This window comes from Alteromonas sp. ABH4_456 (genome assembly GCF_056160645.1).
On sequence record NZ_JBSWXO010000017.1, the window covers coordinates 25,304 to 48,485 of the forward strand.

Consider the following 23,182-nt stretch of genomic DNA (forward strand, 5'->3'; position numbering starts at 1 on the left):
GGCAGGAACACATTCTTTATGGCACGTTTTTTTATTGATCGCCCTGTGTTTGCATGGGTGCTGGCTCTGATCACAATCATGGCCGGCCTCTTGTCTATACAAGGTCTTCCCATCGAACAGTATCCCAAGGTTGCCCCTCCCTCGGTAACCATCAGTGCGTCTTATCCCGGCGCCTCTGCGGAAACTATCGAAAATACCGTCACCCAAATCATTGAGCAAAGTCTGTCGGGTATCGACAATCTGCGTTATTTCGTATCAAGCAGTGAAAATACCCGGATGACGATTACCCTGACCTTCGAGCCTGGCACTGACCCGGACACTGCGCAGGTTCAGACTCAGAACAAGGTACAAAGCTCCGTCTCCCTGTTACCTACACAGGTGCAGCAGCAGGGCGTAACCGTGACTAAATCAAACGATACGTTTGCTGTGGTTATCGGTTTCTACTCTAAAGACGGGCGCTTGTCCCAGTTCGATTTGAGTGACCTGCTGGTATCAGAATATCAGGATCCCATTTCCCGTGTGAACGGCGTGGGTACAACCCGTGTATTCGGTGCCCAGCGTTCTATGCGTATCTGGCTGGACCCTGACAAACTGTACAGCTACAACATGACGCCTGTGGATGTTCAGGGCGCTGTACAAACTCAGAATACAGACATATCTGCCGGACAACTTGGTGGTCTGCCGGCCATTGAAGGTCAGCAAATCAATGCCACTATCACGGCGCAGTCTATCCTGCGTACCGTGGAAGATTTCGAAAATATTGTATTGCGGGTTAACACCGACGGTTCACAGGTGCGCGTGAAAGACGTGGCACGGGTTGAACTGGGCTCTGAAAACTACAGCTACATTGCCCGTTATAACCGTCAGCCGGCGTCCGGTATGGCGGTATCTCTGGCGACCGGTGCGAACGCACTGGACACCATTGAACGGGTAAAAGCCAAAGTTGAAGAAATGGCGGTGAACCTGCCTGACGGTGTTGAGGTGGTGTATCCTGTCGACAGTTCGCCGTTCATCAAACTGTCAATTGAATCAGTGGTTAAAACCCTGCTGGAAGCCATTGTACTGGTATTCTTCGTGATGCTGCTGTTCCTGCAAAACTGGCGGGCGACACTGGTACCCACTATTGCCGTACCTGTTGTACTGATGGGAACATTCGCGGTTCTGTTTGCCTTCGGCTATAGCATTAACGTACTGACCATGTTTGCTATGGTCCTGGCTATCGGTCTGCTGGTGGATGATGCCATCGTTGTGGTAGAGAACGTTGAACGTATCATGGAAGAAGAGGGGCTTTCTGCCAGGGAAGCAACCCGTAAATCCATGGGGCAGATCACCAGCGCGCTGGTGGGTATTGCTGTGGTGCTCTCTACCGTGTTCATTCCTATGGCTTTCTTCAGCGGCTCTGCCGGTTCGATTTATCGTCAGTTCTCAATCACCATTGTTGCAGCCATGACCTTCTCCGTACTGGTGGCAATTATCTTGTCCCCGTCTTTATGTGCCGTACTGCTGCGCAAAAAAGATGTGATGAACAAGCGTGAAACGGGCTTCTTCGGCTGGTTTAACCGTAACTTCAACAAAGGTCGTGACGGCTACGAGCGCGCGGCTGTGGGTATGGCGGGTAAAATCAAGCGCTTTCTGCTGATTTACGTAGTGCTGGTTGGTGGCATGGCGTTTATTTTCGGTCAGCTGGCAGGCTCGTTCTTACCGGATGAAGATCAGGGACGGGTAATGGTTCTGGTTAATGCTCCTCCGGGCGCAACAGCTGGCCGTACGCTGGAATCGATGAAGACGGTGGAAGATTTCTTCCTGGATAACAAAGGCGATGTGGTGAAAGACATGTTTACCATTGTCGGCTTCAGTTTCACCGGTGCTGCGCAGAACTCAGGAATGGCCTTTGCTCACCTGGTCGACTGGGAGAAGCGGGACGAGTCCAGCAGTGCGTTTACTGTTATTAATCAGGCCTACGGTGCTCTGGGACAAATCGAAGATGCCATGGCATTCCCGATTTTACCGCCACCAATCCGTGAACTGGGTAATGCAACAGGCTTTGATTTCCAACTGGTAGATCGCGCCGGTAACGGCCACGAAGCCCTGATGAATGCCCGTAATCAGTTCCTGGGTATGGCCGCTCAGAATCCGAAACTGGTGGGTGTACGTCCGAATGGCCTGAGCGATGTGCCTCAGTTCAAGATTAACATCGACAGTGAAAAAGCGTCTGCACTTGGCTTATCTCTCAGCGATATTAACAGCACGCTCAGCATCGCCTGGGGTTCTACTTACGTGAATGACTTCATTGACGCCGGACGTATCAAGCGAGTGTATATGCAGGCTGATGCCGCTTACCGTATGGATCCTGAAGATCTGGAAAAATGGTTCGTGCGCAACAGCGATGGTGACATGGTAGCGTTCAGTGCGTTCTCTACAGTAGAGTGGAATTACGGCTCACCTAAACTGGAACGTTTTAACGGTGTCTCTGCTGTGAATATTCAGGGTAGTCCTGCACCGGGCGTATCGTCTGGTGAAGCAATGGCCGTGGCACAGGAACTGGTGAAGCAGTTACCACCGGGCTTCGGTCTGGAATGGTCCGGCTTGTCTTATGAAGAACAGGCCGCCGGTTCGCAGGCGCCTATGCTTTATGCATTGTCTATTCTGGTAGTATTCCTGTGTTTGGCTGCACTGTATGAAAGCTGGTCTGTACCATTCGCCGTCATGCTGGTGGTACCGTTAGGTATTTTAGGTTCGGTAGTCGCCGCGTGGTTATTCGGTTTGCCGAACGACGTTTACCTGCAGGTAGCGTTCTTAACCACAGTAGGTCTGGCAGCGAAAAACGCCATTCTGATTGTGGAATTCGCTAAGGAACAGTACGAGCACGGTATTGACTTGATGGAAGCGGTATCGACTGCTGCCAGGCAACGTTTCCGTCCTATCCTGATGACGTCCATGGCCTTCATTCTGGGTGTAACGCCGCTGGCTATTTCCTCCGGCGCGGGCTCTGAAAGCCAGAACGCTATCGGTATCGCTGTAATGGGGGGGATGTTCGCGGCAACCTTCCTGGCTATCTTCTTCGTACCTATGTTCTATGTAATGGTCGTGAAGTGGTTTGGCGCAAAGAAAGCCACTGAAGAAGAGTAATCCATAGTACTTCTGAACGACGCCGCCCTGCAGTTTGCAGGGCGGCGTTTTTAATTGCAGAGACAGTTCAAGAGTTGTACTTGCTATGTCAGAACGAACCGCGCAAGGACACACTAAACTGGCGCGGGTAACCCAGAATCGGACTACGCACCGATGCCGACGTTATATACTCTTCATTAGTCAGGTTTTTACCAATGATATAAAGACCAAAATCGTCCCACCGGTAACCCAGTTTAGCGTTGATGAGTGTTCTTCCGTCATTGTACATATCAAAGCCATATTCACCTTCATTATAGCTGGATGTGTAGGGGTTGACTGATGTTGGCGCATTGTCTGCGTAGTTGATATTGGCATTCGCATACCATCCGCTATCGGCGTTGTATGTTACACCGGCATTAGCTGTCCATTCTGGCGAATCGGCAAAGCGACGTCCGGAAAGATCATAGACAATTATTTCATTTTCAGTGGGGACTTCGACAATAAAGTCAATGAACCTGGTTTTAGAGTGGCCTGTTGAAGTGTAGACATTCCACTCATTATTAATCATGTAGTTTAACTCAACTTCAAATCCTTTTACTTCTGATGAACCCGCGTTTTGCGTTTCTCTGTCATAAGTATTGTTAGACAGTTGTACTGAGACTTGTTGATCTGTCCAGTCAATATAAAAGACATTTGCATTCAGGGTTAAATGATCGTTTAGCCAGGCAGAACGGAATGAGAATTCATAGTTGACGGTTGATTCTGAGTCGTAATCGTATACGTAGGATTGGCCAGAATTTACCGACACGCCGCCAGAACGATAACCTTCCTGTACGGTAAAGCTAGTAACAATATCGTCACTCCAGCGGTAGCTCACTCCTAATTTTGGTAATAAGTCACTAAAGCTGGCGTCACCGGGTGTGGACGGCTGCGATGCAGCGTCAGCTACTGACATTAAATAAGCGTTTAGTCCTGCGATGATCTGTGTTACCCCGGCATAGGGTGTTCCAGCGTATTGATCCCCGGAAGGAAGTTTATCTACGTTGGAAATAGTATAAATACCTTCGCTGTTAAAGTACTGCTGTTCGTGATCCCAGCGAAAGCCGCCATAAATATCCCATTTATCATTAATGTGCCAAACCGCATCTGCAAAAGCGGCGTAACTTTCAGTTTCTATATTGATAATGGATACCTGCGATACCTGGGCAGGGTCAAAACCGGCATATTCAGCTATTACCAGATCTGCAATGGAAGTATCCAGCCCGTATGCGTATTGGAGATATGTACTGGTTAAACCCAACCGGCTTAACGCGTAAGAAGACAGGCCTTCATTTTTACTATCTTGTTGGTAATCATAATAAAACAGGCCTGCGACACCGCTAAAGTCATCGTAGTCAAAGGTTACTCTTAATTCTTGAGTCAACGTGTTTGAAAGGTGTTCGAGGAGCAGCAAGCCACCTGTATCATCAGGGAAATCCGTGCCGGTATCACCAATGTAATCGCTATCCCATGTGAACCCGGAATCCGTGTCTGACCAGGTTGTGAAGGAGGAAAAGGTGAGGAAATCATCTATGTCATAATTGACTTCAAGTGAAACTAAATCACCGTTACTAAATTGCTCCCGAAGATCATTGTATTGTACGGTTTTGTTATTAAACGGGTTTTCCCCTTCAGCTATTTGTAGCGGTTCTGAACCGCGTAAACTCCTGGTATGTGTATACGTCAGTTGAGCGTAGAACTCTGGCACGGAGTCTGGTGCCAAAAGGATTTTTGCACGATAGGTGTCATCGTCCCGGTAATCCGCGTATTCATGGCGTGTGGAGTTGTAAATATGCCCGTCGATATCCTTGGTTTCGGCACTCACCCGAAAAGCCAGCCAATCATCTACCAGCCCTCCACCCACAGCAAAGCCCAGTTCACGCTCTCCCAGCTCACCGGCCTGAACTCTGTACTGGCCTTGCCAATCAAAAGTAGCTTCGTTAGAAGTGAGTATAACGGCACCCGCCAGCGCGTTTCGTCCTTGCAATGTCGATTGAGGACCCCGTAAAATTTCAACCTGTCTGGCATCCCAAGTTGAAAACGCGCCACCCTGGATCATACGTTGAGGTAATGGCGCACCGTCAACATACACACTTGCCAGGAAGCTGGTGCCTGAACCCGATACGTTGAATCCATCTATTCCTCTAATGCTGAATTTGCCACCGGGCAAGGCAAAAGCGTTTGCTGTTTCGGTAAGTGAGTCAACAAAAGTATTAATATTCTTTTTTTCCAGTTGATCCGCAGTGAGCACCGCTACGCTGGTGGTTGTTTCTTGCAGCGAACGGGCAATTTTGTTACCCGTTACCATGATTTTTTCAATCCGCTGCGTGTCCTCTTCAGGCAGGCTTTGTATATTGTCCTGCTGTGCATAAGCAGAGCTTGTCGTCACCAGAGCGGTAAAAAGACTGTTTTGTATAGCCAAAGCCAGTTTGTTTTTTCTCATGAAATTTGCGTCCTGCGTTTGTGTATTGTTTATTTGTGTTAACTGTAAATGATAATGATTTTCATTATTGGCGGTGGCAGAGTATCACTATTATAACCCCGGTCAAGATTTCTATTTGTGAGCAGGAGCTGAGGGGGCTTATTGTGTTCCTGTTCCGTGTCCGCTTTTAGTCTTAAAAATTAATTCCGATCAATACCTTCAGAGCAGAATATGGCAAGATGCCGGTCATGCTGTAAAACGTATTGATGCGGAGAATGCTGACATGGCTGTGGTTTTACCTCCAAAACCGGTATGGAACCAACTCATCAAATCGGGCTGTCGTGTATTTGTAGGCGGTAATGCCTCTGTACCTTATGCTCTCATTCAGGATCTTATCGATCACAGTACAGGCTTCAGTGACATTGAAATGGTGCACATGCTGGCGTTGGGCGACACGCGCTGGGCAAAGGAGCAACACCGGCAACTGTTTAAAGTAAACACTTTTTTTATTGGCGGCGAAGAAGTGCGCCGTGCTGTAGATGAAGGAAGGGCCGACTACACGCCCGTGTTCTTATCTGAAATATCCAGTCTGTTTACTGACGGCACACTGCAACTGGATGCGGTGCTGGTCAACGTGAGTCCGCCGGATGAGCACGGTTACTGCTCGTTAGGTGCATCGGTAGATATATGCATGTCGGCAGTCCGGCATTGCGATATCGTGATTGCGCAAATCAATGAGTCTGTTCCCCGCACATCAGGACATTCCTATATTCATATCAGCGAAATTACAGCATGTATTCAGGCGGACCAGGAGCTGGTTGAGGTAGCCCCGCCACCCATAGACAGTATTACTGAAAGGATTGGGCAATATGTGGCGATGCTGGTGGAAGACGGCTCAACCCTGCAATTCGGCATCGGTAAAATTCCCAGCGCCACATTAAAATACCTGCTGCACCATAAAGACCTGGGCATTCACAGTGAAATGCTCACAGACAGTATTATTGAAGTGATTGAGTCCGGTGCGATTTCCAACCGGAAGAAGACTTTTCACCCTGGCAAAGTGGTGACCAGTTTTGCTATCGGTACCCGCAAACTATATGACTTCATTGATAACAACCCGCATATTGAGTTTTACCCCAGCAGTTATGTGAATAAGCCTACCAACATCGCCAAAAACGACAAAATGGTAGCCATAAACAGTGCTCTTGAAGTGGATCTCACCGGACAGGTGGTGGCTGATTCCATTGGTTACGATTTTTACAGCGGCATTGGCGGGCAGGTGGATTTTGTCAGCGGCGCATCTATGAGTAAAGGCGGTAAGCCCATCATTGCTTTACCTTCTACGGCAAAAAACGAAACGGTATCCCGTATAAAGCCCTGTATCACAGAAGGGGCGGGCGTGGTGACCAGCCGCGGAAATGTACACTACGTGGTAACTGAATACGGCGTGGCGTCTTTGCGGGGCAAGAGTATCCGCGAACGGGCCATGGAGCTTATCCGTGTGGCGCACCCGAAATTCAGGGGGCAGTTACTGGAAGAGGTCCGCAAGAATTACTGGGTGCCCCATTATCAGGAAAAGTACCCGACGGATATTCCTGAACTGGGCGCAATTCAGTTACAAAAACTGGTGATTCAGGGGGAGACCTATTATCTGCGGCCGCTGAATCCGGCAGATGAACGCCGTCTTCAGGAGTTTTTCTATTCCCATACGAAAGAGACGCTGCGCCTGCGTTACAACTATGACCCTAAACAAATGTCACGGGAGAAATCCTGTAATCTGGTGAGTGTGGATCAGCGCACTGATGCGGCCTTGTGTATTGTGCGTCAGGAAGGTTCGCGGATCACGATTCACGCGGTGGGCCGGTTCTACTTTAATCCTGAAGATAATTCCTGCGAAGCAGCATTTGTTACCCGTGAAAATCAGCAAGGGAAGGGCATGGCCAAGTTGCTGTTGTCCCGCCTGATTGATATCGCCAAAGCCAGAAAGATGCGCCGCATGCTGGCCTATGTGCGGGCTGAAAATAAGCCGATGATTGCGATTTTCGAGAATGCTAATTTTAAGCGCCTGTTTTCCAGTGATCCCAGCGATGTTGAACTGGAATTGAAACTGGAGGATGAAGCGTGACAGTGAGGATATTTCGCGGCAAGGATTGCCTGCATCATGATGTGGGGCATGACCATCCGGAATCCCCGGACCGCTTGTATGCCATCGACGATCAGTTACTGGCGTCAGGCCTGGAAATGACCTGCCAGCATGCCGATGCCAAACCTTGCAAAAAGGAACACCTGGTCTTAGCTCATGACCCGTACTATGTCGACAGTATCTTCAAACGCTCGCCGAAAACGGGTCTGGTATGGGTGGAAGATGATACCGGTATGACCCCCATCACACTGAGCGCTGCGCTGTATGCTGCCGGTGCAGGCATAGACGCAGTAGACTGGGTAATGGACGGAGAGGACCGGCAGGCATTTTGTGCCGTGCGCCCGCCGGGTCACCATGCAGAATACGCCTCGGCCATGGGGTTCTGCCTGTTTAACAACATTGCTGTCGCCGCCCGTTACGCATTGAAACAATATGATTTAAGCCGGGTAGCCATTGTGGATTTTGACGTACACCACGGTAACGGCACGGAGAATATTATTGCCGGTGATGAGCGCATTATGATGTGCTCATCGTTCCAGCACCCGTTCTATCCCCATAGCGGCGCACCGGTTTCTGCCAGCAACATTCTCGGTGTACCACTGGACGCGGGAGCTACGGGTGAAGCGTTCCGGGAAAAAGTGTCTTACTGGTTCGATGCACTGAAGAACTATAAACCCGAGCTGATCCTGATTTCTGCAGGGTTCGATGCCCATGCAGAAGACCACATGGCGCATTTACGCTTGCGGGAAGACGATTACAAGTGGATCTCCGCAGAACTGCGAAAAGTCTCTGATGCCTGCTGCCACGGCAGAATCGTGAGCACTCTGGAAGGTGGTTACAACCACAGCGCTCTGGCCCGCTCCGTCGTCGCTCACATCAAAGGATTACAAGGCGACGCCAACGAAACCGGCGGCGCGTGATTCTGATTAGCATCTGTGGTCGTTTTCGCGTGCGGGGCGAGATGTTGCCTGCAAAACTTACTACGGCAGGTGTTCGTAAAGAGCCGCAGGGAGCAAAGTAATCCGCAAAACCGTCAGCCGCATGGATGCGGCTGCCGAGCTTCCAGGGATGGATTTACAGCGAGTTTTGCGGATTACTTTGCTCCCCGCTCTGCGAACCTTTCCGCCGTCAGCTTCTGACTGCGCAATAGCAGCCTTCGCCGGCTATGTTCAGCATGGCGCCGTTGAAATCCGGTTTTTGTACTTCTGCGGCGATAGTGGTGACAAGATCATCGCCGGTATAGCAGCCGAGTCCTGTTGCATAAGCACCCAGATACCGGAGCTGGTTTTTACTGTCGATGACAGCAACGGCTGGAAAGCTGGGGATTTCAGTATCGAGGGATGAGTATTCGTTGATGTTAAGTGTTTTAAAATCGTAGCCACTATCCTGCAGCAGGTTTGTCAGCTCTTTCTGATGCTGCCGGCTCAGGGAATTGCAGAAGCAGGGCGTGTCTGCTTCAAAATGGACGATGGTGCCCGGAGTGATGCCTGCCTCTGCCATTTCAGAAACAAAACGTGTATCGAAGTCTTTGTCCTGCGAAGCGGATGTGAGGGTAAGGTCGGGATCAAAAGGGACTGTCTGATTACCGCCATATACCCACAGTCCGGTCATTAGTACGCAAAGCCAGACAATCATCAACAGCCAGCTGGCTTTGCCCTTCATCATACGCTGAATTTCTGTATGGCTGCCTGCATGTCCCTGCACAGTGAAGAAAGTTGTACTACCTGTTGCTCAAGTTGCGCTGCTGTGGCGGCTTCTTCCTGAGACAGTTCGTGCATTTTCGCCGTACTTTCCGCAATAGACTGGGAAGCGGCTTCCTGTTCAACGGCAGAACTTGCCACTTCAGTCATGTGCTCAGAGGCCGACGTAATTTGTCCTTCAATTTCAGACATGGCTGAGCTGGCGTTGGAGGAATCTTCTACGGCCTTGTCTACCAGAGTAATACAGGTCTGCATCTGCTCCACGGAGCTGGCGGTGCTGGCAACTAACTGTTCGGTAATGGTGGTGATTTCATCCGCACTTTCTTTCGAGCGGATTGCCAGCGTGCGAACTTCGTCTGCTACCACAGCGAAGCCGCGACCATGTTCGCCGGCACGGGCGGACTCGATTGCCGCGTTCAGGGCCAGCAGGTTTGTTTGCTCGGCTACCGCGGTGATAGAGCGCATGGCATCTGAAATGTTACTGCACCGCTCATTGAGTTCGGCATTGGTTTTTGCTGCCTGAGTCAGCACACTCTTAAGTGAAGCGATGGAGCTTGCCGTTGCATCTATGGCTTGCTTTGAATCGCCGGTGAGTGAGGAAGCCTGACTGGTTTTATCGTTGGCAAGCTGGGTTCTTTCTGTCGTTAGCTGCATCGACACTGCAATTTCTTCAGAAGCGGATGAAACGCTGCTGACCTCATTGGCACTTTCGGCACTTGTACGGCTCAGTTCTACCGTAGCTGACTTAATCACTTCACTGGACGATGCCACTTTGTCTGTCAACTGGCGGGCGTTGGCTACCAGAGACTTAATTTGCATGAGCAAATCAGCAAACTGACTGATGCCTTTGTTGTCCTGCGGGATTTTAATAGTCAGGTCAATGCGGTCCCGTTGTGCGAGTACCTGAGACACGGTGTTACTGAGGGCAAACGCATTGACGCCTTCGTCGTGGGAACGTTTGGCAACATACATAAGCGCCACACATTCAGCAATAGCGAACAGGGCATGTAAAACCAGAATGAAGAAAGTTATATGCCCTTCTTCAAAGATGAAAACACCCGCTCCCTGAGTTTGCAGAACGAAGAAGCCGATGTGATGAACCGCAACAACGGCGGTAGAAATGCCAATTACCAGCCAGTCGCGGAATACGACAAGGATGGCCAGAAGAACGAATATTTCGAAGTGCCACTCAATGAGGCCAAAGGTCTGGTTAATGTGCAGTGCTGTCATCAACTGCACGGCGATGGCGATTGTCGCCCTGCTTAGCAGAGAGCCCGGTTGGGTAAAACTGAAAAACAGCGGCAGTGCAACAATAGGTAAGCCGAAGATAAAGGCGGGTAACAGTTCGCCGGTATACAAGCCGATTGCAACAGCAAGCGCAAACTGTACTGGCAATATAATGCGAAAGATTCTGTGACCGTCAATAATCCAGGGATATTGCATGGGGCGTCCTCAATGTAACTATCTACGCACTGAGTATAGGTTAACTTTCTGTCAACGATGTGCGCCAGATCAAATTAACGCATAGCATAGTACGCATATGTGTACTGCTCCATGGCACTTTTGTCTAATCAGGCGCAATTGTCGCTTATATTGTTTGTATTACAGCCACCGCTTCCACAGCATCGCAATCAGCATAACCACGGCCAGTCCGCCCATTGCACTCATCAATAGGGTAAACGCGCCCGGAGATTCTGTCCCCGGCAGTCCGGCTACATTCATGCCGAATACGCCGGTAAGAAAAGACAGTGGCAGGAAGATGGCGGTGACCATGGACAGTACATACATTCGCATTCCTTGCTGGTCAGCAATCCGGTTTCTCAACTCGTCTTGCAGAACAACAGCCCGTTCGCGGGCTAAGTCCAGGTCTTCGACATAGCGGGCTATGCGGTCAGTTTGTTCCCGTAAAAAGAATGCCTGGTCTTCCTCCAGAAATCCCGAGAAACGGAACAGGGTGTCCAGCGCGTCCCGCTGCGGTGCCAGAAAGCGCCGGATTGTCGCTGCCTGCCGGCGCAGGTCTGCGAGACTTTGACGGTCCTGTTTGTTCAGTGAAATATCCTCTTCAAAAGTGATCAGTGCTTCATCAATTTCGTCAACGGCGTCGTGAATGCGATCAGCGATACGCATCACAAGGTCGAGAAGTAAATCTGACGGGGAAGAAGGCGCATTGCCAGATGTCACATCGTCCTGAAGATTTTGCACCGATAGCAGGCGGCGGTCTTTCCGGCGGGCAGTGATGATAAGGTTTTTCTCACACCAGATCCGTAACGACACCATATCTTCCGGGTCAGCATCGGGGTTTTTATTGATTCCCCTGAGGTATATCAGTACGCCATGATCCAGCTGCATAGCCCTCGGGCGGGTTTCAGGTGCGCACAGCGCATCACTGATGGCACTGGTTACTGATAAATCTGCCAGAATAGTCGCTGAGTCCGGTGCATCACTTTGTACGTGTACCCATTTGTATTCATCAGGCTGGCAGGGTTTTGTCAGTTCGTTTTGCTCAAGCGCCCGGGCGTGGCCGTCTGCTGAAATAATATAGGCGGTTAAAAATGCTGTACCCGTCATAATATGGGTTCCCTGTGCTGCGTTAATTTTTGTGTCTGTGTTAAAGTAGCGCGAGCTAAATTTACCACGAGGTCTTATGCGTAATCTAACCCGTTTCACCTTTGCGTTAACTGTAGCAATGATGTTTTTTGTTACGCAGGCACAGGCATTTACGTTTCGTTTGTCTCAGCAGGACCTGAATCAGGTTGTGCGGATGACCTTTCCGCAAACGCAGTATTACCAGGATATGAAGGTTGTTATCAGCGACCCGTCATTGTTTCTGCAAGCTGATAATAACGTGGCTGTAGAAGTGAATTTGCTGGGTACGCAGGGCGGTCAGAAGATGGAAGCGGCAGCCAGATTAAGTGGTGAACTGTTTTATGACGGCAGTAAAGGCGAGTTGCAGATCATCCGCCCCAAACTGGATGATTTTAACGTGCTGAGCAGCACACTGGAAAATGAGAAGGACATCCTGCGCTGGGCTGAACAGCTTAAAGGGCAGTCTGCACCGGTGATCCTGCTGGTGAATTTTAAAGATCTGAACCTGTCTATACTGGGTAACCGTTTGCCACGGGATATGCGTGTGGAAAGTGGTCAGTTGGTTATCGAATTTTAATCTGTCCGGACGGAGTAGTTATGTCTGTGATTGCTTTTCTTTCAATGGATACGTCGGCCCTTGAAGATTTCTTCGTTTACGATGAAATGCTTATCCCTCATTTCAACGCACATGGCTACGATGTTGAAACCGTTGCCTGGCGGGATGGATCCGTGGACTGGAACAGATTTAGCCATGTGATTGTGCGAAGTCCCTGGGATTATCAGCAGGATCCTGATGGATTTATGGCGTGCCTTGAGCGCATTGAAGCTTCACAGGCCACGCTTCACAACCCCTTGTCTCTCATGAAGTGGAACATTGAAAAAACGTATCTGCAGTCGCTGGAAAGTCAGGGCGTACCGGTAGTGCCTACAAGTTGGGCAGACTCTTTTTCGGCAGACTGGTTTGTTAAGCAATTTGAAGTATTCGAAACAGACGAGCTGGTGATCAAACCGGCGCTGAGCGCTAATGCTGACGATACGTTTCGCATTCATCGTCGTGATGCAGCAAACTACACCGCTCAACTGAGTGAGCTTTTTCATAACCGTAAGTTAATGGTGCAGCCTTTTTTACAAAGTGTTACCGGCGAGGGTGAGTACTCACTCTTTTACTTTGGCGGGCAGTACAGTCACACTTTGTTGAAGCAACCTCAGGAAGGAGACTTCAGGGTGCAAGAAGAGCACGGTGGCAGGTTATCCGCTTTTACCCCTGATGCTGGCATGCTAAGTGTGTGTGAAGCAGCACTCAATGCTATGCCTGACAGCTATTTGTATGCAAGAGTCGACCTCATCCGGACTGATTCAGGCTGGGCAATTATGGAGCTGGAACTCATTGAGCCATCGCTCTATTTTAATATCGATGAATCCTCCGCCGCCCGTTTTGTTGATGTGTTTGTAAGCCGTCACGGTGAAGGCTGAAGAAAACAAAAAAGGGCTGCAGCCGGACTGAGCCCTTATTAATAAAACGCGGCGTTAATCTTTGTCCCGCATTCTCGCGCCGTTACTTACTTTCTCCCGGCTTTGCTGATGATATTGCGGCCGTGGAGCCGATTGTTGGCGGGAGACATTATTTTTCCCCGCATACTGATTTCTGCTCACGGCTGCGTCTCTGCTATTTCCCTGTGCGGCGTAGCTGTTCTGAGCCCTGTACTGTTTAACCTGACGTTCCTGCTGTACCGGCTGCGTGTAGCGCTTTACGTCCGGCGACTGGCGTACAATGTTGTTAGTCTCCGGGCCTTTGGCCCGTGGCTCAATTTGACGGTATTGTTTGTCCGGAGTACTGCGCTTAACTGTTTCATTGCCGGTATACTGTTTCACATGTTTCTGATTGACCGGCTCCTGTCTGTTAACAACAGAGCGGCTTACTACTGCAGGCGCGTTGCGGGTAGAACTGTTGTAGTCCACTTTATGCCTCACAGGCCGCGCATCATTAACGTAACGGGTGTTTTTCGTGCTGACGACGCGGTCTGAATAGCGCACCCGGCGATGCTCCGCACTATGTTGCCATGGCTGATAATCGCGGCTGTAAGACCGCTTGATGTCATTACCATAGTAAAAGCGCTTCACCGGCCGGCGGGTGACAATCACATGGCGGTCGTGCCAGCTGATACCACCGAAATAGAAGGTGGTAGACAGCCGGATCCCGGGATTCCAGTAGAAAGACGCGGTTTGATGGTAGTGAACCGGATGGTGCCAGTACACAGGAGCGATGGCCGGATGCCACCAACTGCCGTAAACCACCCGCGTATCGTAGTAGGGAACATACACAATTTCTTTACGTACCGGTTCAATAACAATCACTTCACGGTCACGCTCAATGCGCTGATATTCATTGTTTGTCAATGTGCCGGCATTCAGTGCGTGCTGACGCAATACCTGAACTCTGGCCAGTACACGGCTTTGACTGATTAGTACATTGTCGCCAAGGGCCTGTAGCCAGTCGAGATCATTGCTTAAAGTATGCAGTATGTCGCTGAAAGGTACGATTGCTTTAACGCTGGGATCCCAGTTGAAATCTCCAATTGCGTCTTCCACTTCCTCACTGTCCATTTCTGCATGAGCCTGACGCCAGCGGTCAGCAGCCACCACTTCCAGAGGATAAGTGGATGCAATGAGAATGTGGGTAAGAATGGTGTCCGGATAGAGGGCAACCGGCGCCAGCAAACTGTCGAGTTCAGCATCGGTATAGGTCGCATTCTGCTGCTGTGTCTGCTGTGTTTCAGCACTGAATGCTGTGGATGGCAGTACCAGGGTTCCGGCAGCCAGAGAAGCGATAACGGCAAAGGTAACAGGTTTCATAGTCACTCCGTTATTCCGCAAAATGTCACGGAATGTAGTCAGTATATGAAACGTTATAGCCGGTTATACATTAACCAAACCTGAACCACCCGTTACGGGTGGTTCAGGTTTGTCAGAATTATTTGAACATGTGAGGGTCGAAAACGTGGCCGAGCTTTTCGGTTTTTGTTTTCAGGTAATGTTTGTTGTCTTTTGTCATGCCGTGATCGATGGGCTTTCTGGCAACAATTTCAACGCCTAAGTCTTCCAGCGCTTTCAGTTTGCGGGGATTATTCGTCATCAGCTCTACTTTGCCGATTTTCAGTGTATCCAGCATGAGTTTACAGATATCGTAGCTGCGTAAATCTGCATCAAAACCCAGATGCTCATTCGCTTCTACGGTATCCATGCCGCTGTCCTGCAGGTTGTAAGCGCGGATTTTATTCAATAGGCCAATACCCCGGCCTTCCTGGCGCAAATACAGAATCACACCGAAACCGTGGTCGACAATATTTTGCATGGCCTTTTCCAGTTGGAAGCCACAATCGCAACGTGTACTGAATAAAGCATCACCGGTAAGGCATTCTGAATGAATACGAATCGGCACGGTGTCGCTTTCTTTCCACGAGCCGTAAGATAATGCCACATGTTCCTGTCCGCTTAATTCAACAAAGCCGTGAATGCGGAATTCACCCATACGGGTAGGGAGTTTGGCGGAACTGATATATTCGTACTTCGGTTGCTTACTGGTCATTGCACTTCTATGCCTGCTGTTACATCCACGATAATGTGGGGATGATGCGCTATTTTACAAGATTAGCGCCTGAGCATTATAGCAATTGTTTATGGATTAGTACTGAGTATCACAACCTGACAAAATTATCCAGCGGAGCGGGGTGAGCAATTGCAAAACCCTGAGCGAAATCCACACCAATGGCACGCAGGGATTCCATCGCCAGCGCGCTTTCTACGTATTCGCCGACTGTCGACATGCCAATGGCCTTGGCCACATCATTGATAGACGACACCAGTACCTTATTCACCGGACTGGTATGCATGTCCTGAACAAAGCTGCCATCAATTTTCACGCAATTAACAGGCAAATCCCGTAAATAGCCGTAGGACGAGAATCCGGTACCAAAATCATCAAGGGCAAATTTACAGCCTAACTGTTTAAAAGTGCGGATAAATTCTAATGTTCTGTCCATCTGCACAATGGTGGCCGTTTCAGTAATTTCAAAACAAATTTTACTGTAAGGCACATTGTGTTGCTCAAAGGCTTTCAGGATTTGCAGTTTCAGATTTTCATCTGCCAGTGCCGTGCCGCACAAATTAATATTGCACTGGGCAAGGTTAGCCAGTTGAACGGGATGGGCTCCCAGCCAGCTGAGCGTATGGGTAACAACCCACTGGTCAATGAGGGGAGAAAGGTCGTATCTTTCCGCTGTTGGCAGGAATGCCGCCGGTTCGTATATCTGGCCCCGGTCTCCCTTCATGCGCACAAGAATTTCAAAGTAATCACCGCCGGCTTCCGTTTGCAGAGGCATGAGCGGCTGGTAATAAAGTTCGAAGCCGCCGGATTGCAGGGCAGACTGAATGCGCTTCACCCAGTCGAGTTCTTCGGTGTAACGTTGCAGGGCTTCATCATTGCCTTTTAACTGATGTATGCAATTTCTGCCGTTCCGCTTGGCCATATAGCAGGCATTATCTGCCAGACTTAACAGATGCTCCGCACTGGCATCAATTTGATCGCTGTTCACCATACCGATACTGACCCCCAGGTTGAATACCTGGTTATCCCAGACAAACCGGTAAGCCTGAACCGCATTCAGCATCTTGTTACCACACAAGAATGCTGATTCTTCAGTTTCGGTTGTGTATAAAGCCGCAAATTCATCGCCTCCCAGCCTGGCCAGCAGACCCCGGTTGCCTAATGTGGATTTCAGCAAGCTGGCAATTTCTTTAATGAGTCTGTCACCTGCTTTATGACCACAGGTATCGTTCACTGTTTTAAATCTGTCCAGGTCGAGGTATTGCAGGATAACCGGCGGAGAGTTTTCTGTACGTGCCTGCATCGCGCTGGCCAGTTGCAATTCAAATTCTCTGCGGTTCATCGCGCCGGTGAGGGAATCGTGGCTGGCGAGGTATTGCAGGCTTAAGTCCATTTCTTTGCGGCTGGTGATGTCAAATACCGAACCGTAAAGGTAAATATCATCACTTTCCCGTTTTAACTGACAGGAGAGTGAAAACCAGAACTCACTGCCATCAGCCCGGGTACCGCGGATTTCTTTTCCCAGAATCACATTTTTATCAAGCAACTCGGCGACCAGCGCCTTACGGTCATTTTCATCTGCATAGAAGGTGGCTGTGTTGGTGACAGATTTGAGCATATCGCCTTCACTGTCATAGCCAAATACGGCACACATAGCAGGGTTGACCGTTTTGAGCTTGCCATCAAGGGTAGAGGTATACAGCCCTTCTGCGGCAGTGCGGAACAGATCGTAAAAGCGCTGGAGATCAGATATCCGGCGGCGCTGGGTAGAGAGCTGATCATCACTCACCGTGCGCTCTTGTATTTCAGCACCAATTCCCAGTGCCATCACCGACAGCACCACGATAAGGATTTCCGGGACCGGTGACACATCGTCAAAAGATATCCCGTTTACCATGTTAGAAAAACAATGGGTAAACGCCACCATGAACAGCCCCCAGGCCAGCAGGTATATGAAGGTGAGGGACGGAATACGGCGATCGCGATATATCAGTGCTTCAAGGGCAAACAGAGTGGTAAATACAGGCATTGCAAAGCAGCCTGTACTGAACGTGAAGAACGGATTACCTAATGCCAGTGTGGCAATAGCCAGTGCGCCAAGGGCGATACTTTGCAGAAGATGGACACGCTGAGGCACACGGGTGAAGAAGTGGCGGGTCAGCTTCAAAAGAACAAAACACACCATCAGCATCAGCAGAGTGAATATAATTTCAAAGTGTTGTTGCAGGCCGCTGGCAATAACCAGTTCCCCTTGCACCCAGACCAGAATTAACAGGCAATTTGCGGCCAGTGCTGACAGCCAGAATCTGCTGCGGGTTTGTTTATACAACCAGGTCAGCAGGAAATAGCCGAACAGCACGGTCAGTGAACCTGTGGTAAGGCCGAAAAGAAGTAAATTATTTTGTTGCCGCTCCGCCAGCTTTTGGGTGTCCCATAAATACACCGGAAATGCGCGGAAGCCATGATCCTTCAACCTGACAGCTAGTGTGGTAGTGACACCGGCCTGTAAGGTTACAGGAATAACCAGTGCGCCCTGCCGGTAATACTCTGCTGCCGGTTCAGATGCGGTTAAAATCGTGGCGCTTAGCAGGTTGCCACGGGCGTCCAGCGTGTAGACACCGGCCTCATCAACGCCGGGCTTTTCAATACTGACTACCAGTGACGACGCACGGTCGAGAACGGAATGGACATCAATGAACTGCCATAACGCCTCGCCATCCTCAAGGGGCATCAATGAATCGCTGACAGGCAGGTTTGAGCGGTTCTGTAGAGCTTCTGAGGGAGTGAGGTTGTCGCCGGCAACATAAACCGGTACTTCGGCATTCAGGTTGACTGACACAAAATCGCGGGAAAGAAGTTTATCGGCGGCGATACTGCACAGCGGACTGAACAACAGCCCGGTTATTATCAGTAACACTGTGACAAAAAAATTGCCGGCTCCCGCCCGCTCAGCACGTCTCATTCCCTGCTCGCACCATCTTGTTTTGATTGTTTTTTATACTAATACAAACCTTGCAGGATCACGAATCCTATTTTGAGTTGATGTGCTGCCATAAAGTGTCTGTATTACTCGCGACGCCGCCAGCGGGCTCCAGCCACATGGCATCACATAACCATTCAATGCAAAGGAGAAAACGTAATTCTCCGGTAGAATAAATAACCTGCATACGATCAGCGCCCCATTCAGGAGGCTGAGGCACAGCATCCAGTAGTGCACCTAACCGGTTAGCAAATTGGGTTGCTCTGGCCGGTGTATCAGGCAGGGGAAACGCCAGTAAAATAAGTTCGTCCTGCCTTTTGGCTTGTTGTTTCAGAGCTTCTGCTGTTAACTGCTGCACGACAGCATACCTCCGCGGGTTTGTTTTGATGGTGTACTGAAAGGGTGGCTGTCCCATCGCGTATCGAAGGGCGAAATACATGCCTCCAGCAATTGCTCACAGGTTGTAAAGTCGCCGCTTTCTGCATCTTCAATGGCTTGTTGTAGAAGATGGGTTCGCGGGATCACCGCCGGATTAAACGGGCGGATATCCTCAGGCTGCGTCGACTGTTCAAACCGTAATGAGCGGTAATTTTGCCACCAGTTATCAAACGCTCCACGATCAACAAAATTATCACGTAGCTGACAGCTAATGTCTGAGAGATTTGTAAGTGCTAACTTTCTGAAAGAATATGTGTAGTCTGACAGTTGCTGTTCCAGCATATTAAGCCACTGATTAACCACAGGCATGGAAGAGGGAGAGGTGCTTTCCAGTCCCATCCGCCGGCACATCGCATTGCCGAACTGACTGATAAACGCCGGTTCGTAGCGTTGCAGAGCAGAGCGGATTTCGTCTACGGAGCAGTGGTCAGAAAAGCAGTGCGCCAGTACGTTCAGATTCCACAGGCCAATACCAGGTTGCTGATCAAATGCGTAGCGTCCCTGATGATCAGAGTGGTTAAAGACGGCATCAGCCTTAAACCCGTCCATAAATGCGTAGGGCCCGTAATCAAAGGTAATCCCGTGCACAGACATATTGTCGGTATTCATCACGCCATGGACAAAACCGTGAGTTTGCCACAACGCAATCAGCCGTGCGGTACGTAAAGTGATGGCCGTGAGCAGGGCCAGATGAGGATTTGCAGCATCGAGGCATTCCGGGAAGTGGGTAGCCAACGTGTAGTCAAACAGTGCATTTAGCTTGTCTTTTTCGCCGCTGTGGAAGAAGTATTCAAAATGCCCGAAGCGTATGTGACTTGGGCAGGTGCGGATCATCATCGCTCCCTGTTCCGGCTGCTCCCGGAAAACGGTTTCTGCGCTGCTGAAGAGGCACAAACTTCGTGATGAGGGAATACCAAGGGCATGCAATGCTTCGCCGCCAATATATTCGCGGATCGTTGATCGTAATACCGCGCGGCCGTCTGCGCCTCTGGAATAAGGTGTCGGACCGGCGCCTTTAAGGTGCAGGTCTGTTACTTTGCCTTCTGTATCCACCGCTTCTGCCAGCAGTAAGCCGCGGCCGTCGCCAAGAAAAGGGTTCCACTGGCCAAACTGATGACCACCATACTTCTGAGCCACTGCGCTTTCGCAAAGTGCTGAGCTTTCATCCGCCAGTAACGTGGTAATGTGATTATCTGTCCACCATGCCTCAGGCAGGCCCAATTGTGCCGCCAGTGGCCGGTTCACCAGGCGCAATTGTTGTTGCTTAAGCACTGCCGGTTTTACAGGGGAAACCATGGATGACAGTGCGCTGGCATAACTGTGAGTAAGCTTCATGGGGGCCTTAAGAAATTCGGGAAAATTAGTCTGATGTGTTTTGATACTGATTTCCAGTTAACATCAGGCTATGTAGATTACTAAAAATTAATTATAAACTCAGCCCCGGAAGAGAGCGTAATCAATAATAATCCCACTAACCACGGCAATCCCACTCAACAAGGAGTATTGAGACGTGTTAACGATTCATCATTTAAATAATTCGCGGTCGCAACGGTTACTCTGGTTACTGGAGGAGCTGAATGTTGAGTACAAATTGGAGAAATACCAGCGGGATGCGAAGACGGGTCTTGCGCCGGTGGAGCTGAAAGCTGTACATCCACTTGGCCGTTCTCCGGTTCTGACCACTGAGAATGTGTCTCTGGCAGAGTCCGGCGCCATTGTTGAATACGTGGTGCGGCATTACGGAAATGGCGCATTTGCTGTGCCGGAGGAAGAAAGTAGCTACCAGCAATATCTGTTCTGGCTGCATTTTGCTGAGGGATCGCTGATGCCTCCCAGAGTGGCGATGCTGGTGTTCTCAAAAGCAAAACAGAAAGTACCGGGGCTGTTAAGACCACTGGCGAAAAAAATCCTCGACGGCATTATGGACGCTTACTACAAGCCGAATCTTATCCAGAGTTTAAAATTCACCGAGTCCCATCTGCAGAATCATGCCTGGTTCGCAGGTACGGAACCCACCGGCGCTGATGTGCAGATGCTGTTTCCGCTGGAAACACTGGTTGCCATGGGGCAGGCTGATGATTATCCGGCGATTAAGGCGTGGGTGAAAAAAATTCATGACCGGCCTGCCTATCAGCGGGCGCTGGAAAAAGGCGGTGAGTACGATTATGCCTGAGATTTCAGAGGTAACGGTGTGCCGGCTCAGTCGTTCAGAGTACTTTCGAGATAATCGTTTATCATCTGCAGGAACGCTTCACCATAGCGTTCCAGTTTGGTTTTACCCACGCCGCTGATATCCAGGAAATCGTTAACCGTAGTCGGGGTTTTCGCCGCCATATCTGCCAGCGTTGCATCACTGAAAATAACGTAAGGCGGTACGCTGTGCTCTTCAGCCAGTGACTTACGCAAATGCTTAAGGCGCTTGAACAGTGCTTTATCGTAAACAGCGGGCGCTTTACTTACCCGTGCATCAGGTTTAAAGCTGAGCCTTGGCACTGCCAGTTCAAGAGGGACTTCCCCTTTAAGTACAGAACGGGCATTCTCGTTTAGTCTGAGCATGGCACCGGCGGTTAAATCGACTCTCACCAGACCTTTATGGATTAACTGGTTAATCATACTGTGCCAGTATCCGTCAGGCTTTTCTTTACCAATACCATAGGTGCTGAGCTGGTGGTGGCCGGCTTCCTGAATACGCTTCAGTGCTTTGCCCCGTATCACGTCGATAACATACTGCGAACCGGCCTGCTGATTCAGGCGTAAAATACAGGAAAGGATTTTCTGGGCGATAACCAGCCCGTCAATCAGCTTCGGCGGGTCAATGCATATATCACAGTTGCCACAGGCGGTATCACTGTACTGAGAGAAGTAATTCAGCAGCACCTGACGGCGACAGGTTTGCGCTTCGGCAAATGCTTCCATTGACGCAAACTTTTGTATTTCCACGTCCAGCCGGTCCGTTGCTTCTCCCTGCTCAATCCACTGACGTACTCTGGCGGCATCTTTTTCATCGAACAACAGCATGGCTTCAGACTCCAGCCCGTCACGTCCGGCCCGGCCTGTTTCCTGATAGTAATTTTCAATACTTCGCGGTACATCATGATGCACCACGTACCGCACGTTAGATTTGTTAATGCCCATGCCGAAGGCCACGGTGGCAATGACAATGTCCACCTGATCATTCAGAAACCGGCGCTGAACATATTCCCGCTCGTCTGCATCTTTACCGGCATGATAGGCGGCACAGCTGATGCCTTCGCGGTGAAGTTTTGCATGAAGGTCGTCCACTTTCGCGCGGCTGTTGCAATAAATAATACCGCTGCCATCCTGCTGTTTTACGTAATCCCGTACCTGGTCAAAGGCTTTATATTTGGGCATGACACGGTAGCGGATATTCGGCCGGTCGAAGCTGCCTTTGTACACAAAAGGATCCTGCAGATTAAGCTGCACCAGAATATCGGCTTGTGTAGCTGCATCTGCCGTGGCGGTTAATCCGATTACCGGAATAGAGGGAAAACGTTGTTTCAGCAGACCGAGAGCACGGTAATCCTGTCTGAAGTCATGACCCCAGTGAGACACACAGTGCGCTTCATCCACGGCAAACAGTGAAACCGTTTGCGACTGCAGAAAAGACATCAGCCAGGGAGTGAGCAATTTTTCCGGCGAGACGTATAACAGTTGCAACGTGCCACCGGTAATGCGGCTGAGTACCGATTGCTGCTGTTCCTGATCCTGTGTGGAGTTAATGTACGCAGCACTCACCCCGGCTTCCCGTAATTGTTCGACCTGATCCTGCATCAATGAAATCAACGGAGAAACCACTACCGCAACCCCTTCTCTTACGAGCGCAGGGATTTGGTAACAGAGCGATTTGCCGCCACCTGTGGGTAATAGCACAAGGGCATCCCGGCCATCAACCACCGCATTGATAACAGCTTCCTGGCCGTCTCTGAATTTGTTGTAGCCGAATACCTTCGACAGCACTTCAAGAGGTGTCGCAGTGTCGCTTTCCGGCAATTTTTCAGGGGTAGGGGATTCGGTAATCGTCATTGCCGGGGGATTTTACGTGTTTTCGCGCAAGTGTTCACGGCATTTGCAGTACAGTTTGCTATATGTTGTTGTGTTAGCGGAAAAAAAAGCTAACATCAGCAGCATCGAATGTGAAGGA

16 protein-coding genes are annotated in these 23,182 nt (G+C 50.0%); 6 read left to right on the forward strand and 10 right to left on the reverse strand.

Translation table 11 applies throughout. The annotated features are described in order from the left end of the window. The first annotated feature begins 18 nt into the window (after positions 1-18). Entirely contained in the window at positions 19-3,129 is a 3,111-nt protein-coding gene (locus ACXAG2_RS19160) for an efflux RND transporter permease subunit (protein WP_474869676.1), read from the forward strand. Between the two features lie 88 nt (positions 3,130-3,217). On the opposite strand, the gene ACXAG2_RS19165 is transcribed toward ACXAG2_RS19160, so the two are convergent. Continuing rightward, complete coding sequence (locus tag ACXAG2_RS19165) at positions 3,218-5,590, reverse strand: TonB-dependent receptor (protein ID WP_474869678.1); 2,373 nt, start codon at positions 5,588-5,590, stop codon at positions 3,218-3,220. A gap of 262 nt (positions 5,591-5,852) precedes the next feature. Here ACXAG2_RS19165 and ACXAG2_RS19170 point away from each other — a divergent pair, with 262 nt between their 5' ends. Then, positions 5,853-7,694 carry a GNAT family N-acetyltransferase gene (locus ACXAG2_RS19170; RefSeq protein WP_119503259.1) on the forward strand — a complete coding sequence of 614 codons (1,842 nt, stop codon included), beginning with the start codon at positions 5,853-5,855 and terminating at the stop codon, positions 7,692-7,694. Then, entirely contained in the window at positions 7,691-8,632 is a 942-nt protein-coding gene (locus tag ACXAG2_RS19175; protein ID WP_474869681.1) for a histone deacetylase family protein, read from the forward strand. The genes ACXAG2_RS19170 and ACXAG2_RS19175 overlap by 4 nt, the downstream gene beginning before the upstream one ends. A gap of 208 nt (positions 8,633-8,840) precedes the next feature. Here the strand turns inward: ACXAG2_RS19175 and ACXAG2_RS19180 are convergent, their stop codons facing one another. The 3 genes from ACXAG2_RS19180 to ACXAG2_RS19190 all read right to left on the reverse strand — a co-directional run bounded on the left by ACXAG2_RS19180 (position 8,841) and on the right by ACXAG2_RS19190 (position 11,980). After that, positions 8,841-9,377 carry a DUF6436 domain-containing protein gene (locus ACXAG2_RS19180; protein ID WP_474869683.1) on the reverse strand — a complete coding sequence of 179 codons (537 nt, stop codon included), beginning with the start codon at positions 9,375-9,377 and terminating at the stop codon, positions 8,841-8,843. After that, positions 9,374-10,855, reverse strand: a complete 1,482-nt coding sequence (locus tag ACXAG2_RS19185) for a methyl-accepting chemotaxis protein (RefSeq protein ID WP_474869685.1) — start codon at positions 10,853-10,855, stop codon at positions 9,374-9,376. Before ACXAG2_RS19185 ends, ACXAG2_RS19180 begins: the two co-directional genes overlap by 4 nt. A gap of 159 nt (positions 10,856-11,014) precedes the next feature. Next, a complete protein-coding gene (locus ACXAG2_RS19190; RefSeq protein ID WP_474869687.1) occupies positions 11,015-11,980 on the reverse strand; it encodes a zinc transporter ZntB in 966 nt (321 codons plus the stop codon). 76 nt (positions 11,981-12,056) lie between these two features. Between ACXAG2_RS19190 and ACXAG2_RS19195 the strand changes: the two genes are divergently transcribed. Next, positions 12,057-12,575: a YceB family lipoprotein gene (locus ACXAG2_RS19195; protein WP_474843656.1), complete on the forward strand. Its 519-nt coding sequence runs from the start codon at positions 12,057-12,059 to the stop codon at positions 12,573-12,575. Between the two features lie 20 nt (positions 12,576-12,595). Next, positions 12,596-13,471: an ATP-grasp domain-containing protein gene (locus tag ACXAG2_RS19200; RefSeq protein ID WP_474843654.1), complete on the forward strand. Its 876-nt coding sequence runs from the start codon at positions 12,596-12,598 to the stop codon at positions 13,469-13,471. 54 nt (positions 13,472-13,525) lie between these two features. On the opposite strand, the gene ACXAG2_RS19205 is transcribed toward ACXAG2_RS19200, so the two are convergent. The 5 genes from ACXAG2_RS19205 to ACXAG2_RS19225 all read right to left on the reverse strand — a co-directional run bounded on the left by ACXAG2_RS19205 (position 13,526) and on the right by ACXAG2_RS19225 (position 20,355). After that, positions 13,526-14,851, reverse strand: coding sequence for a DUF3300 domain-containing protein (locus ACXAG2_RS19205; RefSeq protein ID WP_474869689.1), 1,326 nt, complete (start codon positions 14,849-14,851; stop codon positions 13,526-13,528). 118 nt (positions 14,852-14,969) lie between these two features. After that, a complete protein-coding gene (ribA, locus tag ACXAG2_RS19210; protein WP_474848971.1) occupies positions 14,970-15,584 on the reverse strand; it encodes a GTP cyclohydrolase II in 615 nt (204 codons plus the stop codon). Positions 15,585-15,693: 109 nt separating this feature from the next. Further along, positions 15,694-18,564, reverse strand: a complete 2,871-nt coding sequence (locus ACXAG2_RS19215; RefSeq protein ID WP_474869692.1) for an EAL domain-containing protein — start codon at positions 18,562-18,564, stop codon at positions 15,694-15,696. Positions 18,565-18,631: 67 nt separating this feature from the next. Continuing rightward, positions 18,632-18,940, reverse strand: a complete 309-nt coding sequence (locus ACXAG2_RS19220) for a hypothetical protein (RefSeq protein WP_474869695.1) — start codon at positions 18,938-18,940, stop codon at positions 18,632-18,634. Continuing rightward, positions 18,928-20,355: a protein adenylyltransferase SelO gene (locus tag ACXAG2_RS19225; protein WP_474869698.1), complete on the reverse strand. Its 1,428-nt coding sequence runs from the start codon at positions 20,353-20,355 to the stop codon at positions 18,928-18,930. The genes ACXAG2_RS19220 and ACXAG2_RS19225 overlap by 13 nt, the downstream gene beginning before the upstream one ends. 175 nt (positions 20,356-20,530) lie before the next feature. On the opposite strand from ACXAG2_RS19225, the gene ACXAG2_RS19230 reads away from it, so the two are divergent. Next, the gene (locus ACXAG2_RS19230; RefSeq protein WP_474869701.1) at positions 20,531-21,193 is read left to right on the forward strand and encodes a glutathione S-transferase; all 663 of its coding nucleotides are present in this window, start codon (positions 20,531-20,533) and stop codon (positions 21,191-21,193) included. Positions 21,194-21,219: 26 nt separating this feature from the next. Here ACXAG2_RS19230 and recQ read toward each other — a convergent pair whose 3' ends face one another. Beyond that, the gene (gene recQ / locus ACXAG2_RS19235) at positions 21,220-23,064 is read right to left on the reverse strand and encodes a DNA helicase RecQ (protein ID WP_119499791.1); all 1,845 of its coding nucleotides are present in this window, start codon (positions 23,062-23,064) and stop codon (positions 21,220-21,222) included. Positions 23,065-23,182: the final 118 nt, after the last annotated feature.

What these genes read in the sequence shown, in the direction of transcription:
- ACXAG2_RS19160 (WP_474869676.1), top strand. Translation starts at nt 19, where the DNA reads ATGGCACGTTTTTTTATTGATCGCCCTGTGTTTGCATGGGTGCTGGCT.
- ACXAG2_RS19165 (WP_474869678.1), bottom strand. Translation starts at nt 5,590, where the DNA reads ATGAGAAAAAACAAACTGGCTTTGGCTATACAAAACAGTCTTTTTACC.
- ACXAG2_RS19170 (WP_119503259.1), top strand. Translation starts at nt 5,853, where the DNA reads ATGGCTGTGGTTTTACCTCCAAAACCGGTATGGAACCAACTCATCAAA.
- ACXAG2_RS19180 (WP_474869683.1), bottom strand. Translation starts at nt 9,377, where the DNA reads ATGATGAAGGGCAAAGCCAGCTGGCTGTTGATGATTGTCTGGCTTTGC.
- ACXAG2_RS19185 (WP_474869685.1), bottom strand. Translation starts at nt 10,855, where the DNA reads ATGCAATATCCCTGGATTATTGACGGTCACAGAATCTTTCGCATTATA.
- ACXAG2_RS19190 (WP_474869687.1), bottom strand. Translation starts at nt 11,980, where the DNA reads ATGACGGGTACAGCATTTTTAACCGCCTATATTATTTCAGCAGACGGC.
- ACXAG2_RS19195 (WP_474843656.1), top strand. Translation starts at nt 12,057, where the DNA reads ATGCGTAATCTAACCCGTTTCACCTTTGCGTTAACTGTAGCAATGATG.
- ACXAG2_RS19200 (WP_474843654.1), top strand. Translation starts at nt 12,596, where the DNA reads ATGTCTGTGATTGCTTTTCTTTCAATGGATACGTCGGCCCTTGAAGAT.
- ACXAG2_RS19205 (WP_474869689.1), bottom strand. Translation starts at nt 14,851, where the DNA reads ATGAAACCTGTTACCTTTGCCGTTATCGCTTCTCTGGCTGCCGGAACC.
- ribA (WP_474848971.1), bottom strand. Translation starts at nt 15,584, where the DNA reads ATGACCAGTAAGCAACCGAAGTACGAATATATCAGTTCCGCCAAACTC.
- ACXAG2_RS19215 (WP_474869692.1), bottom strand. Translation starts at nt 18,564, where the DNA reads ATGAGACGTGCTGAGCGGGCGGGAGCCGGCAATTTTTTTGTCACAGTG.
- ACXAG2_RS19225 (WP_474869698.1), bottom strand. Translation starts at nt 20,355, where the DNA reads ATGAAGCTTACTCACAGTTATGCCAGCGCACTGTCATCCATGGTTTCC.
- recQ (WP_119499791.1), bottom strand. Translation starts at nt 23,064, where the DNA reads ATGACGATTACCGAATCCCCTACCCCTGAAAAATTGCCGGAAAGCGAC.